This window comes from Peribacillus sp. FW305-BF15, from assembly GCF_058783805.1.
The window spans coordinates 1-15,822 of the sequence record NZ_JBYSYV010000034.1 but is presented as its reverse complement, the minus strand read 5'-3'; the positions used below and the strand labels follow the sequence as shown (position 1 = coordinate 15,822).

General features: G+C 40.1%; 9 protein-coding genes. 3 read left to right on the top strand and 6 right to left on the bottom strand.

What is annotated here, in order from left to right; genetic code table 11:
* Positions 1-669 precede the first annotated feature (669 nt).
* From AC3WLU_RS24545 to pbp4b, 4 genes are all read right to left on the bottom strand, one after another.
* Positions 670-2,067 (bottom strand): amino acid permease, encoded by a 1,398-nt coding sequence (locus AC3WLU_RS24545; RefSeq protein WP_239861355.1) that lies wholly within the window; start codon positions 2,065-2,067, stop codon positions 670-672.
* A 325-nt stretch (positions 2,068-2,392) separates the two neighbouring features.
* Positions 2,393-3,910 carry a histidine ammonia-lyase gene (gene hutH / locus AC3WLU_RS24540; protein ID WP_492598079.1) on the bottom strand — a complete coding sequence of 506 codons (1,518 nt, stop codon included), beginning with the start codon at positions 3,908-3,910 and terminating at the stop codon, positions 2,393-2,395.
* A 114-nt stretch (positions 3,911-4,024) separates the two neighbouring features.
* The gene (gene hutP / locus AC3WLU_RS24535; RefSeq protein WP_054398152.1) at positions 4,025-4,474 is read right to left on the bottom strand and encodes a histidine utilization transcription antiterminator HutP; all 450 of its coding nucleotides are present in this window, start codon (positions 4,472-4,474) and stop codon (positions 4,025-4,027) included.
* Positions 4,475-4,936: 462 nt separating this feature from the next.
* Positions 4,937-6,310 (bottom strand): penicillin binding protein PBP4B, encoded by a 1,374-nt coding sequence (pbp4b, locus tag AC3WLU_RS24530; protein ID WP_492598085.1) that lies wholly within the window; start codon positions 6,308-6,310, stop codon positions 4,937-4,939.
* A 682-nt stretch (positions 6,311-6,992) separates the two neighbouring features.
* Here pbp4b and AC3WLU_RS24525 point away from each other — a divergent pair.
* From AC3WLU_RS24525 to AC3WLU_RS24515, 3 genes are read left to right on the top strand one after another with little or no spacing between them, the layout of a single operon-like run.
* A complete protein-coding gene (locus tag AC3WLU_RS24525; protein ID WP_440440061.1) occupies positions 6,993-8,567 on the top strand; it encodes a spore germination protein in 1,575 nt (524 codons plus the stop codon).
* A 26-nt stretch (positions 8,568-8,593) separates the two neighbouring features.
* Positions 8,594-9,697: a spore germination protein gene (locus AC3WLU_RS24520; protein WP_413010944.1), complete on the top strand. Its 1,104-nt coding sequence runs from the start codon at positions 8,594-8,596 to the stop codon at positions 9,695-9,697.
* Positions 9,681-10,907, top strand: coding sequence for a Ger(x)C family spore germination protein (locus tag AC3WLU_RS24515; RefSeq protein WP_268564960.1), 1,227 nt, complete (start codon positions 9,681-9,683; stop codon positions 10,905-10,907). The genes AC3WLU_RS24520 and AC3WLU_RS24515 overlap by 17 nt, the downstream gene beginning before the upstream one ends.
* Positions 10,908-11,215: 308 nt before the next feature.
* Here the strand turns inward: AC3WLU_RS24515 and AC3WLU_RS24510 are convergent, their stop codons facing one another.
* Both AC3WLU_RS24510 and AC3WLU_RS24505 read right to left on the bottom strand, forming a co-directional pair.
* Entirely contained in the window at positions 11,216-14,401 is a 3,186-nt protein-coding gene (locus AC3WLU_RS24510) for a biotin/lipoyl-containing protein (protein ID WP_492598078.1), read from the bottom strand.
* A 37-nt stretch (positions 14,402-14,438) separates the two neighbouring features.
* Complete coding sequence (locus AC3WLU_RS24505; RefSeq protein ID WP_413004508.1) at positions 14,439-15,209, bottom strand: coiled-coil domain-containing protein; 771 nt, start codon at positions 15,207-15,209, stop codon at positions 14,439-14,441.
* Between the last annotated feature and the right edge of the window lie 613 nt (positions 15,210-15,822).

The window sequence follows — 15,822 nt, the reverse complement described above, 5'->3', positions numbered from 1 at the left end:
TTTCCACTTAGAGTTTTGTCCTGATGATGGACTTACGACTACCCTCTAAAGTACTTCATTTCCTTTACCAGGTGGAATGATACTTGCAGTGCAGTATAACACCAAAACGCATAGAAATATGATTATGGGATTCCCAATGGTCTATTTTAAAGCTTTGCAGGGAAAAGAGGTGCAATACAACTGAGGAAACTAACAGGCACACAGCATATACCAACTGAAATATTATGGTTTTTTATTTTAGGGGTTTTGTTCAGTCCCAACACTTGGAATGAACCTGTATCCCTAAAGTACCTCATTACCTTAACAAAGAATGAATATAAGTTCAAATGATGCGGGACGGAATTCTTGCCTAAAAAGCCCATTTACGCCATCGATTCTAAAGGTTACGGAGGACACCAAAAACCTTGATATACCAACACTTCGGCTTCCTATAATCATAAACTCCCAACATCGGCCACAATTTTTTTTCAGTTTTTTTAATTCCAAAAGTCATCCAAAAAGTGGGAAAGGTGATTTTCCGCTTAAAAATCACATGGTAAGATTGGGATTTCACACATTTTTTTAATGGTTATGTTTTATGCAGCCATATAAGGAAATGTGTCACATATACAGAAAAAAACCTTGAAACAACAATTCCATTTCAAGGCTGATGCATTTTATCAATACATACTAATTGGCATTCCTATGTTCATCAAAATCGATTTTGCATTCCTCTAGCGGAACTACTTTTGTTTTCTTAATGAACTTATAACCAAGCCACATTATCAAAAAGAATGGGATGCCAAGATAGGCAGCGATCACACTTGCCCAGTTAATGTCATCGCCAATGAAGGCCTGATAGTTTTGCGCCAATAATACGAAGAAACAAAGTGCAAAGGAAAATATCGGGCCGAAAGGAAACAACTTGGATTTATAGGGAAGATCATCCAGTGAATACCCTTGAGCAATATAAGCTTTTCTAAAGCGGTAATGGCTTGCCGCTATACCGAGCCAAAATATAAATCCAGTGACTCCAACCGCATTCATAAGCCAAATATAAATGACTCCATCACCGAAAATGGAAGCAAAAAAGGCCAACATCCCTACAAGTGAAGTGACAACCAATCCCCAAATGGGAACGCCGCGTTTGTTAAGTTTGCCAAAAATACGCGGTGCCAGCCCTTCTTTTGCCATGGAGTATAACATTCGGCTTGTCACGTAAAGACTCGAATTACCTGCGGATAATACGGCTGTCAAAATGATGGCATTCATCACGGAAGCAGCGAATGCCAGTCCCACTTTTTCAAACACCATCGTAAATGGGCTAACCATGATCGTGTGTCCCTGCAGACTGCCATTCGTATAAGGAACGATCAATCCGATAACCAATATGGCCAGGATATAAAAGAGGAAGATTCTCCAAAAAATGCTGCGAACTGCACGTGGTACATTTTTTGCCGGGTCTTCACTTTCACCGGCTGCAACGCCGACTATTTCTGTTCCTTGAAAAGAAAATCCAGCAGCAATGAAAATACCCAATGTTGCCAAAAAACCACCGGCAAACGGAGCGTCACCAACTGTGAAGTTTTTAAAACCAATCGCCTCTCCGTTCATGATCCCGAATATCATCAATATTCCGACAACTATGAAAATGATGATGGTCGCCACTTTGATGAGGGAGAACCAATACTCCCCTTCGCCATACCCTTTAACGGATACGTAATTCAATAAGAATATCAAAACTAAAAACAATGAACTCCATAAAAAAGACGAGCTGTCAGGAAACCAAAACTTCATAACCATCGTTGCGGCAGATAGTTCCGCAGCAAGAGTCATTGCCCAAGTGAACCAATAGTTCCAACCAAGCGCAAACCCTAATGCCGGGTCGATGAAACGCGAAGCATAGGTACTGAAGGCTCCGCTGACCGGCATAAATGATGCCAGTTCTCCAAGGCTTGTCATAATAAAATAAACCATTATGCCAATTACGGTGTAAGCGACCAAAGCACCGCCAGGCCCCGCAGAGTGAATGGCTGGCCCGCTTCCGAGAAACAACCCTGTTCCAATTGCACCGCCCAGCGAAATCATCGTAAGGTGGCGTGCTTTTAGCTTCCTTTGTAAAGTATTTGACGGCTGGTTTTTTTCATTTATGACAGGTGGTTGCAATTGCCGATTTTCCAAATTAGATTCCCCTCCAAAAATGCATGTTTAATCTAGCACGAATAGGTAAAGTCGATCATTCCATCAATAGTCATTTCCTGCATTTATTACTATTTCAAGGTCATTTTCTCTAATGCTTAGACCTTTTTTGGATTTCTGGGATCTTTGTAGCATTTACATAAGGGTGTTAGGCTTAATACCCAAGTCAAAGGGCTATAAGCCTAACGTTCATTCGGATATTCCGAGCTTCATATTATGTTGTAGGTAAACTCCTATGAATAAATGAATTCCAGTCAATTTGCAGTAACCAGCTTGCCGTTGCTTCAATATCCTTTGAAAAGATACGATCTTGTGTAATGCTTGGAATGAGCTTTCTTGCTTCTGTATAAAACTCTTTTGTAAACGGAGCCATCTTCTCTATTCCACGGTATTCAACCGCTTGTAAGGCACAAATGAGCTCAATCGCCAATACGCGGCGAACGTTTTGGATGATTTGATGTGCGTGCCGGGAGCCAATCGTTCCCATACTTACATGATCTTCCTGGTTCGCTGAAGATGGAATGGAATCAACACTTGCAGGATGTGCGAGTGTTTTATTCTCAGAGACTAGGGAAGCTGCACAATATTGCATGATCATCGCTCCAGACTGCAAGCCAGGTGAAGGGCTCAAGAATGGCGGTAAATCATTGAGCTGAGGATTGACGAGTCGCTCAATCCGGCGCTCTGAAATATTTGCAAGCTCAGCAACAGCGATTTTCATGAAGTCCATCGCAAATGCAATCGGCTGTCCATGGAAGTTCCCTCCTGAAATAACCTTTTCCCCATCGTCAAAAATAAGCGGATTATCAGTCGCTGCATTCATTTCAATTTCCAATTTTTCTTTTACATAATCAAGAGTTTGCCATGATGCCCCATGCACTTGCGGGATGCAGCGAAGAGAATAAGCATCCTGAACCCGCAGTTCTCCTTGCTTGGTGATGAGCTGGCTGCCGCTGATCATGCGGCTAATCCGTTCAGCGACCTCTGTTTGCTGGCGATAACCCCGTGCTAGATGAACATCCGGATCAAAGGCATCTTCAATGCCGCGTAATCCCTCTAAAGTCAGTGAAGCAATCGCTTCAGTTTGATGGGCCAGCTGTTCGGCTTCAATATAATTTACGAGGCCCATCCCCGTCATTGCCTGTGTTCCGTTAATTAATGCAAGACCTTCTTTTGCTTTAAGTGTCACTGGAAGAATGCCTTCTTTCGATAAAGCTGCGATGGCCTCCATTCGCTCTCCTTTATAAATCACTTCCCCTTCTCCCATCAATACTAGCGCCAAATGCGAAAGCGGCGCCAAGTCCCCGCTTGCCCCAAGAGAACCTTGCTGAGGGATGACCGGGTGGATATGAGCATTCAAAAGATCGATCAAACGTTCAATGACGATAGGACGGACGCCGGAGAACCCTTTTAATAGCGCGTTGGCACGGAGAAGGACCATAGCTCTCGAAACCACCTCTGGAAATGGTTCCCCGACTCCGCACGCATGGGAATGAATCAAATTCCACTGTAGCTGCTCAGCGTCCTCTGCATCAATCAAAACATCGCTGAACTTTCCAAAACCTGTTGTGATGCCATAGACGACTTTCTTTTGTTTCACGATATTTTCAACCGCTTCGCGGCTTTTTTCCACTTTTTTTACACTCTCGGCTGAAGCAGAGACAAATGCTTCTCCATACAATACTTTTTTCGCTTCTTCAATCGTTAAAGTTTGGCCCGTTAACATAATCATTTCCTGCACCCCTATTCTTTTTTTAAACAAACAAAAGGAGGCCATATTGACAGACTTATCCAGTCTATCAATACAGCCCCCTATTTCACTAAATAACTATAGGCTTTTAATTATTTAAATGTGGTTAATTCCCAAACCGACGGCTTCATGTTCAAATCCCCGAACCGGTGCTCCAATCGTTCCATACACGGCGACAGCAATCCATTCACCTTCGGCCCCGTTTTTAAACGGCCTGCCCCGAACGATTGCAAACCGAAGGCCCGCAGTCCTCAAAAGACCGCCAAGCTCGACTTGGCCGCGTGTCACTCCTTGGAGTGCTTCGATGATCGCATGATACAGCGCATGCATTTCACGATACATATCGGGATTGACCAATCCAAGTCTTTTCGCAGATGTCTCAATGGCCGCAACTATTTTCTGCAGCTCCATTGAACCGACTTTACCTTTTCCATAAAGCCAATCCATCCGCTTAAGTTCATTCGTCAATATGACTTCTTCCTCTTCGTCCGCAAATGCGTACATGATTGCATGGCGCCCAATTCTTCTGTCGAATTCCTTTGTCATGCAGGTACCTCTTTTACAATTTTCTAAATACACTAATAACTAAATATTATTGTAAGCGGATACAGGCTGTTCGGTCAATATATTTTTTAAAATAGTTCTTTTAGGGGGATAATTCATCACTCCCGAAAGCAGTCGAACAACCATGGCAATAACGCCCATACAAAGGTACAATTCGTCCCCCAGATCGTCCCGGATAACCAGATTAATGCCTTCATGAAATTGTTCGGTTCCAAGAATTAGTGACAATTAAACATGCCGATCGCATCATCGTTGTATAAAATGGGGAATTCATCGAACAAGGTGCCCATGATAATTTGCTCCATCAAGACGGAGCATATAAAAACCTGATCCTTGCCCAAACTGTATGGAATAAAGCTTCCAGACATTCTGATAGAACAAGAAAAAAGGCCTCCCGACATTAATGGGAGGTCTTAAACTTTATGGAGATATCCGTATATCCGTTTATTCATTCGTTTCCAATGCTTCATAAATCGCAGTTACAACACTTCCATAGCTTCCTGTTTTGAAGAGGTCGCCAAAAAACTGATTGGAATTGGCTACAGGATTGACGAGCGGAGAGTGCTTTTTATTAGTTAGTAAAACGATCCCTAAATCTATTTCCGGATCAATGATCGTGACCGTCCCGGTCCATCCAGTATGACCATAGGCACTGTCGCTTGCAAGAGGACTGAACATCCACTCCATGCTAGCATCGCCATTTCGTCTCCAACCAAGACCATATGTAGGATTCATCTCGGAAGGTGCGACGAATTCATCGATTGTTTCTTGATCAAACAACGTATGTTTACCGTATCCCCCGCCATTCAGCATCACCTGCAGAAGGACGGCCATATCTTTCGTATTGGAGAAAAGGCCGGCATGCCCTGAAACGCCCCCCATTGAATAAAAGGCTTTTTCATCATGCACTTCCCCTTGAAGTGTGTATGTACGAATGTTAGGGAAATCTATCACGCCATCCCGGGTGTTGCCAAGCAATTCGGTTGCGGCAAAATCCTTTGGCTTAAAGCCCTTTCGCAGAGGATTGAACTTAGTATTTTTCAACCCAAGCGGCTTGTACAATTCATTTTCAACATAGACATCAAGCTGCTGACCCGTTACTTCTTCAACAATGGCACCAAGCAGCATATAATCCACATCACTGTAGACATTCTGTGTTCCAGGTACATATGTGAGCGGTGTCTTGGAAATGAACTCGATGGTTTTATCCCGCTCCTGGGAATAAAGTTCTTTCGAAACCTTTGGATTATGGTATTGCGGATCGGGTCTAAACCCTGCAGTATGATGTAGAACATCAATAACTCTCAGATTGTCCTTCCCTTTGATCACATCATCCTCCGTGTCTTTGAATTCAGGAATGTATTGCTGCACTCTTGCCTGGATATTCAGCTTGCCTTCGCTGACTAATTTCTGAATGGCAAAATTGGTTGCATACATCTTCGTGTTTGAAGCAAGGTCAAATAACGTGTCATTTCCCATTTTTTGAAACTTCTTAAGAGGTGTATGTTCATTAAACTTCTGTTTGTACCCGTAGCTTTCATTTTTAACGATCTTTCCGTCCTTTATGACAATCAAGGCAGCACCGGGGAAACCGGCTGTCACTTCCATTTCAATGAGCTGATCCACTCTTTCCAGCTTTTCAGACGAAAAGCCCGCTTCTTCCGGTTTATTTACTTTCTTTAATATTGGATACTGACTGGCAGTCTCCTTACTCACAGCGGCTTTATGATTTGAGCTTTCATTAGCAAAAGACACGGAAGGTGCTAATAAGGAAAGTGCCAGAATTGAACTAAGTGTGCAGCTTGTCCATATATTCATCATTTTCCACTCCTTTGAAATCACTTTAAAAAATAAAGAACAACTTAACCGAAAGCTAATATTCTCATTCATTGCGTCCTTTTTACACCAGGCTTTACAATTTGATAATATGTTCCGGGTTGTGATTTGGATCTCTTATTTCAAGTTGGTTAATGCAGGAATTTCCCAAAATCGGGTGATATTTACAAATAATTCTCAATTTTCAGTATATGTTATTTCGAACATCATTTCAATTTGATCTTGATATTTTTAAAATTATATTTCAAATCTTGAGCTTAAGTCATCCCCCGTTCTAAGAAGTAAAGCCTATGTTCATTAAAGCTCACTACTATAATTAATGAGTCATTCGGATAAGTCCCAGACATCGATTTGGCCTCTTCCTTCTCCTCAATTATATTCAAAATCAATTTTTTCACATAGTACATACGAAGTATAAAGTATGTAAATACGGCTAATTGCTTTTAACTTCATTGCATAAGAAACGTGGAAGATATTAATACTATTTGAGAATTAAAGGAATTTTAGCGGCTACTTGAAACAAGTATAGGGTGATGAAAATGTGGAAAACTTTTGTTTCCTACCTCCCAGAATGGCAGGTTTTTATACAAGCTTTTATTGTGTTTGTTATTCCGTATTTAATCTCCAAATTGTTTAATCGGCTTCGCAACTCAAAGGATGAGTGATGAAAATGAAAGAATGGATATCAAAGATCGGTAAAAAAGGAAAAGGTACCGATAAAGACAAACAAGAAGCAAATACCTCCCAAGATTCAACTGATCAGTTTACAGATAATTTTAATTTAAATCTAGAAATGGTTAAGCAAGAAATTGGACATAATTGGGATGTTCATTTTCGAGAATTTAATATCGGCCGTACCGGTATTCGGTCAATTATCATTTATGCGGATGGATTATCAGATAAAGACATCATTGATAAACATATCATGACATCATTGATGGTTGACTTTTCAGCAGAATATAAACAAGACCTTCCTTACATCAAAGGAAGCATTTCAAAAGAATTCATAAAAAATGAAGTGTTATCTATCAGTGAGGTAGAAGAAGTTGGTTCCATTAAAGATTTAGCATCAAAAGTATTAACAGGTTCTACCGCGCTTTTAATTGATGGATTAGTGGATGCCCTAATCCTTGGTACAACAAAAATAAAAACAAGGACTGTTGAAGAGCCGGTGTCAGAGGCATTAGTCAGAGGTCCACGGATCGGTTTCACTGAATCTTTAGTTGATAATACGTCTTTTTTAAGAAGTAGTGGTGAAATTGAAAATTTATCGTTAGTAAAATTCCAAGTAGGTAAGCAGTCAAGAAAAGACTTAGTTGTCGCTTACATTAAAGATATTGTTGATCCCGAATTAGTTCAAGAGGTAGAAAATCGAATTAAGAAAATTGATATTGATAATGTGCCGGAATCAGGTTATGTAGAGCAACTCATCGAGGATAATTACCTTAGTCCTTTTCCTCAGGTACAGAATACAGAGCGTCCTGATCGCGTGATTGCTGCTTTGATGGAAGGCCGGGTGGCCATCTTATTGGATGGGACGCCATTCGCTTTGATCGTTCCAGTTACATTAAGCATGATGTTACAATCACCAGAAGATTATTATGAAAGATGGATTCCTGGCACATTCATACGTTTACTCCGTTATCTCACAGTTGTTTTGGCTCTTTTTACACCGTCTTTATATATAGCTTTCATCTCATTTCATTCAGGGTTGATTCCGACCAAACTGGCCGTCTCCATTATAGGAACCAGGTCCGGGGTTCCGTTTCCGGCACTTATCGAAGCATTATTCATGGAAATATCCATCGAAATTCTGAGGGAAGCAGGACTGCGATTGCCTAAGCCAATTGGTCCGGCAATGGGTATCGTCGGCGGTTTAATCATTGGGGAAGCTGCTGTACAGGCAGGGATCGTTAGCCCTGTTTTGGTGATTGTAGTAGCGTTAACTGCTATATCATCATTTTCCATTCCGCACTATAGTATTGGGATTACATTACGGATTCTGCGTTTTCCAGCTATGATTTGTGCTGCCACATTTGGATTATACGGGGTCATTCTCTTTTTTCTTTTAATGACCAGCCATTTAGTGAAATTAAAAAGCTTTGGTGTACCTTATATGAGTCCAGCCGTTCCTTATCGTTTAAGTGAATGGAAAGACCTGATGGTTCGCATGCCGCTTATGATGATGAAGCGCCGTCCAAAGATGATGCATACAAAAAATCCCATACGTAAAGGATAACCTATCGGTGAAAGGGTGATTAAAGAATGATTCTCAATCCGAAAGACCAAATCACGACTCCTCAAACAGCTGTCATTATCATCAACTTTATACTCGGTACAGGATTACTCACCCTACCCCGTTCAGCTACGGAGAAGGTGCATACACCAGATGTATGGATAAGCGTTATAATAGGCGGGATCATCGCGATAATCGCAGGGGTGATCATGGTCAAATTAAGCCAACAGTTTCCCGATAAGACCTTTTATCAATACATCAATGAAATTGCAGGAAAATGGGTGGGGAGTTTACTCAGTTTAGTTATAATCTGTTATTTCCTTACGACATCCGGATTTCAGATCCGTTCAATGGCTGAAGTTATAAGGTATTTACTTCTGGAGGGTACTCCTACATGGGCAATTATTATGATTTTCATGTGGGTAGGTCTTTATCTCATCATCGGTGGCATTAACCCGATAGCCCGTCTTTTTGAAATTATATTACCTTTGACAGTTATCCTTTTTTTGGTAGTTAGCTTTATGAGCATCAAAATATTTGAGATTGATAATCTGCGTCCGGTATTAGGAGAAGGAATCACTCCTGTACTAAAAGGAGTAAAAACAACGGCTCTCGCTTTTTCAGGTCCTGAAATCATATTACTGCTTCTTCCGTTTATGAATCAGCCCAAAAAAGCAGTAAAAGCCATGCTTGTTGGAGTTTCCATTCCATTGATTTTTTACGTGATAACGGTCGTCATGGTTATCGGAGCATTGTCTATTGATGGAGTGGTCTTGAGAACATGGCCAACTCTTGATCTGATACGAAGTTTTGAAATCTCCGGTTTGATCTTTGAACGGTTTGAATCTTTTTTGCTCGTGGTATGGATCATGCAAATATTTGCCACATTTACCATAACCTACTTCGCGGCCGCTTTAGGGCTAGCTCAACTTTCGAAAAAGAGCATTCACCCATTCATGTTTGGCTTACTTCCGGTTCTATACATCATTGCCATGGTTCCGAAAAATATGAATGACCTATTTAAAGTAGGGGATTTCGTCGGCAATGTCGCAATGTTTTTATTTGGTTTACTTCCGCTTCTCCTGCTTATCATCTCAAGAATAAAGGGAGGAAAATATGAAACAACCACATAACAATATACGTCCCCTCTTCATTTCCCTCTCCGTTCTTTTGTTCTTAACCCTTACAGGATGCTGGAGCAGTCATGAAATTGAAGAGCAAAGTTTAGGTGTAGGTATGGCATTCGATAAAGCCAAGAAGACCTCCATCGAAAAAGAGATAAATGAACAAGGGGGGGGATATTTGAAAAAAGACCTGATTACTGCAACCTATCAGCTTATCACTCCACAAGTAGCAAGTTCAACAACGAAACAAGCCGGCCCACAAAAAAAATCTTATATTAATGTTTCTCAAACGGGAGATTCCATTCTTCAAATGACTCGTGAATTATCATTGAGAAGTGAACAACCCTTAACCGCTCACCATATGAAAGTGATTGTTATCAGTGAAAAGCTTGCAAAATTGTATGGTTTGGAACAAATACTTGATCTTAACTTTCGTGATAATGATTTTAGACCAAGCTGTCTTTTGCTCATCAGTAAAGGAAAAGCGAGCAACACACTGGAAACAAAGACAGCAGGGGAAATTCCAGCGTTTCGTTTGGTTGGTATTGGAGAGAATGCCTATCGAACAGCGAGGATTTTGCCTCCTATGTCGCTTATTAAGGTAGAAAGTAAGATTAAATCAGGATCTAGTTTTCTGTTGCAAAATGTACTATCAGTGAATGGGGAAGTCAAATTTGCCGGGGCTGCCGTAATCAATGGAAAGACACACAAAATGACTGGTACTTTGAATGAGGAGGAACTGGAGGGCGTCACATGGATAACAGGTAAGGGAAAAGGCGGTGTATTGAAAAGCTTTGATGAAGAGACTGGTCAGCTGATTGTGTATGAGGTAGAGTCCATAAAAAGCAGCATTATACCTAAAGTTAAAGGAAACAACATCTCTTTTGATGTAAAAATTGAATCAGTGGGAAGGCTGTCTGAGAATTGGGTGATTTCAGGAAATACTTTCAAAAATGAATTTCTCAAAAAGGCAGAAAAATCCTCAGAAAAAGAAGTGGAACGCTTGGTGAGAAATGTAGTAGAAAAAATGCAAAAAGAATACCAAGTGGACGTTGCCGGCTTTGGAAATCGATTGAGAATTGAGCACCCCAAAGTATGGAAGAAAGTCAAAAAGGATTGGGGCCAAACATTTAGCGAAACTCCAATCAACTACGATGTAAAATTAACAATTAATGATTATGGCACATCAGGAGGACTAAAAGGTAAAGCCTCAGAATAACACCTAGAGTATCTAGCATTAAACGTTGAAACTTCTTCCATTGCAAGCACCACTGGAAGCTATTAAACGGTGTCCATGGAAATACAATATATGATGAAAAGGCCTCCCACAGTAAACTGTGGGAGGCTCTAAACTTAAAAGTGATCTTCTATTTATATAACACTCAGATAAAACATAGCATCTCTAATCTTGATATATTCCATGGAATCAATCAAACCCACAAATGCCCATACAATTGAATTATCTGTTGTGTGTTCACGAAAATATTTTTTGTTTAAGATATCTTCCTGAATTCACCAACAAAAAGATTAACTTAAATCCACTTTAGTAATTTCACTTAAATAATTCCCACTTATAATCGAGCCTTCATCTGCAACAACATATTCAATGACAGTCGGGCTTATGGTCCGAATATAAACAAAAGCTGAATCATCTACATGCTTTATTCGAAGCTTTTTCCTCTGTGCCTGCTTAATATCAAGCTGGTTGGTACTAGCTTCCGGCAGGCTTGTGTAATAAATCTCAAAATCTTCTTCTGATGCATCAATGAAAAGATGCCATTTGTTATACTCTTCTTCTTGATCAATCATTGTTTTTAATTTCCCTTTTCTCCCGATGCCAAGAAAATACTTGAACTTTGATTCCCCATTCACCATATCGCGGTCAATAACTTTTATACTTCCGCCTTTTCTGCTTTGTACAAGCCCAAAGGCAACGCCTGTTTTTCCTGTAGGGGCTGTTATTATATCCCGGTTAACCACTCTGTTTCTCTCTTCTTGCTTTAAATAAGCGCCTTCTGTCCCCAGTGGCGGTAGAATCTCAAAAAGGGCACCAGACACTTCCCCCCAGTTTTGAGTGTTCTGCACTTCCCTTTCAATCCATTTATTAAATAGATTCATGACGACCGGGGATTTACTTGAATTACCCGCAAGCAGTATATTCACTTTATTAATTTTGCTGTGTTCTGACCGGGCAAAAGCGCGCCGTAGAGACTCAAAGAAATTTTTAATGCCTTTGTCGATTCTTTCCTCAATCAACTGTTCCATTTCATCTTGATCGATCAATAGTTCCACATTGAGTTTTGCACGGCCGGCTTTGTCAAATAAATCTGCCCGGATCATGCCTTTTCCAAACTGTTCTTCATACCGTTCATGTCTTTCCCAAAGCGGCCTTAATTTTTCCACCAATTGTTTCGTATTTAAATAGGATTCTTGTGACTCATTAATCAATGTTTCACTTCCGGGAAATTTCACACATTCCGCTGGGAGGGTAAAAGGAATGTTTAACTCACGCATTGTTCTTTGGTTGTTTTTAAACACTTGGAACGCCAAAAGCTCCAGCATGTTCTCACCGCCTAAATACCGGTCCCCGCCCGCTGCAAAATGTTCAATGACATAATCATATCTGCTTTCTTTCAAGCCCGCTTCACGCCAAATCCCAAAATCAAAATCTGTCGTTCCTCCACCAAAATCAAACACACCGTAGTACGTTTTTTCATCCTCTTCCGGTTCAAATCCGTATTCCTGTAACGCACAAACGGCATAGGCAGCGGGTTCACTCGCCCCAGCGGTGACACGAAACTTTTTCATTAATTCTTCATCCTGCTGAATCGGCATAGGAAGCGTCTTTTTTAACCCGCGTTCAAAACACGTTAGAATTTTTTCCCTTACCTCTTTTTCATACGTCACCGGGAAAGATAGGGTGTAATCGAGGTAAATCCCATTGTTCTGGTTATTGATGTACAAACCGAGGTAGTAGGCGTATAACTCGATTGGGTTGATTTCCTGATCGGTTAAGTCCAAAAAGGAACGCAGTACAACGGCATATCCCCTCTTGTCTTTTAATCGGAGTTCGTTATTCTTTTCTCCAGCCCACTGCTTTAGATTATTCAATATGGAATAATAATGGTCACTCTTTCCATTCATCAAGTTGTTAAGAGCATTGTGGGAAACCGTCACATCCTGCCACCTTGTATCTGGTCTTCCTTCTTTTTCTTGATAAAGCTCCAGGAAATGTTCTAAATCAATAAATTCAATCACGGTTGGATTTTCATAATGCCAGTCTTGTACTTCCGTGTTTAGGTAGCCAACCCCAATACGCATGGGAAGAGTAACATCACTTTCTTCTTGATGAACGACAACTGTACTTTTCGTTCCAAAATCAATGCCGACTATGCCGTCCTCCCTAATATCCATTTTAGGGTTTCTGGCCATTATTTCTTCGTTCAGTTTTATCGTTAAAGGTCTTTCATCAGAGGTGACAGGCCATAAATCCCAATGTCCCCGGTTTGGATCTGTTAACATCTTTTCATCATATGTATCAATATCAGCCCTTACTTTTTCAGAGTTTAAAAGCTTCTCATAAAACGTGTTGGAATCGATAGCGATCGATGGCAATTCTTTAAGAAAACTTTCATGATCTAATTCCTTTAATTGATACAATTCCAGCAAATAATCATACTCCTTCTGGCGTTCTGCGCTTAATCCGCTTGGAACTAACCGGTTTTCCAGCCAAAGATGGAGAGCCTTTCGGTCATTGATTTCAAAAGCATTTTCCCCATTTAAACGGAGGACGGGAATGAAAAATCCTTTTCCCAGCAAATTGTTTTTTTGATTTACTACATCGTAGCTTTGAATATCGTACCCGTTAGATTTAAACGCTATCGATTTAGAAGAGTTAGCCGTTTGATTGGCAAATATCCTTGAAATGGAAGGATTTTTACTCGCGGAATAATCGTCTAAAGTTAGTATTCTCTTATATACAGGGTGATCGGTTGTATTGAAACTTTTCGCAGCCTCTTCCCGTGTCATGACATCACCTTTAAAACCGGAAACGTCCAGATGCTTTTTGTAGTCAAAATCCTCGTCCATTAATTCATAGTATTTTCTATAAGGAAATACCGCTGCGATGTTGTGATCATATATAATATTCCCATTATTCATGTAAACCCATCTGGAACGGAGCATTTTTTTAATGTCTTGAAAGAAGCTCGCCTCATCCTTGAAGAAGGTTTCTTCTGCACTCTGATATAAATGGCTGATTAACGATCTCACTTCTTTATAAGTCATTGAAATGGCAGAGACCGGAACGGTTTGGGAATCCGTTGAGAATAGAACCTGTTCTTCGTTCTTATTCATTAAGTATATGGAACTGTCTATGTTATTTTTTTCGGCTAAGCTTGTTACGTTCTCAATCGGCTCTTTATCTTCCATCGTTTCTTGTTTTTCAACTTCTTTTAATAATTCTTCAGAAATTGCATCACCAGAATCCAAATAACATATCAGGTCACCAATCTTGACTATAGTATCCTCCGCTACGTTCAATTCTTTAAGGGTACCTTCTTTTTCTGAAAAGAGGTCAAATTCGATGCCCTCACAGCTGAATTTGGCTAAGCTTTCGCCCACCGTAATATAATCGCCTGGCTGTTTATACCATTGCACAAGAAGGATTTTTTCAATGCCTTCTTCAATCTCTGGGATAATAATCGATGTCATTGTATTTCTCCTTTACTATCATTCTCTGTTTCGCCTGCTAGATTCTCACAACGGATTTTTTAATGGTTTTACCATTAATGCTTATATATCCTGGCAGCAGGACTTCCATGATGTTCCCGGATATTTTGCTATTTAAGGCCCTTATGTACAAGTCCTCCCTGAAGACCTCATTCATTTTCACTTCCTGTATTTTATATAAAGGGGTATCGTATGTTTTACTGTACTCTTGAAAGAAATACAGAAAAAGGGCGAGCAAAGTCTCTCTTTCCTGCTCCCGTCCTTCCATAATCTCGTTTTTGATAAAATCCCACAAAGATGAAATGTTTTCATATTGCACGCCACAGACTATAAATTCCTGCACGGAACCGCCCTTGAAGATTCCTTTCAAGGAACTTTTAGTGGTTTCGGATAATTGTTGAACAGCTTCGTAAAGTTCTTCTGCTTCCCGATAGTCCGCTCTTCTCTTTTGCAATTCATTATAATAGGATTCCATTTTCTCATTCAGATGGTGGATCATTATTTGGTACTCACTAATTTCTGCTTTTTTCGAGGCAAGCTCTTGTTGAAGCTTTGCTATTTCATTTTCTTTTTCTTTCAGCAGCTCCTTATGCTCCCCCAATTGACTATACGAGCCCGCTTCTGCTATTGCTTGTATCTTTTCAATGACTCTTTCGTCTTGTAGGGAAACCATTAATGCCTCAATAAAACCATCATCCCATTCCTTATTCATCTTTACACTCCTTTCAAAAGTGTTAACCAACCATACTCGCTCTGTATATGTATGAAAATGTTTTCCTTTTTTTGCCATAGAAAAACCCCCTCCCAGATAGACTGTTAGGAGAATACAACCATAACTTATATTCCAAGATATCAGTAGTGAGATTACTTATTTCTTATCAAAAATACGTATATAACGTATTAAAGATGTATGAATAATATGATGCTTACTTTCACTTTTCACTATTAAATACTCACAGTGTTCCATCCTTTTTAAGACTTCTTGTAAAACATCCTCTTTTTTACTACTCAATCCTTTTTTTATTTTCTCCCACTTAACATCAGCGTCAAGAGTATAACAAACATAGAATTCCTTTAACAGGTTAATCTTCCCCTTAAATGCTTAGTTTCTTTAACTGTTTTTATTATTTATATCTAATCCGAATTCATATTTTTCCTCAATCCGATATACTACCTTATGAGTACCACTTAATAATATTCGGTATGATCATGTTGTTTAAGTGGGTTGAAATGACTAGGGTTAAACCCCCGGATTACTTGATAAGAAAAGGCCTCCCCTCAGTAAACTGTGGGAGGCCTCAGACTGTAGACAAACTCGATGAAAATCGAGTTGAACTGCCCCGTAAATGTTAGACACCAAACTAACATTTACGGGGTGTTTTTTATGGCTAATTTTTCTGCCG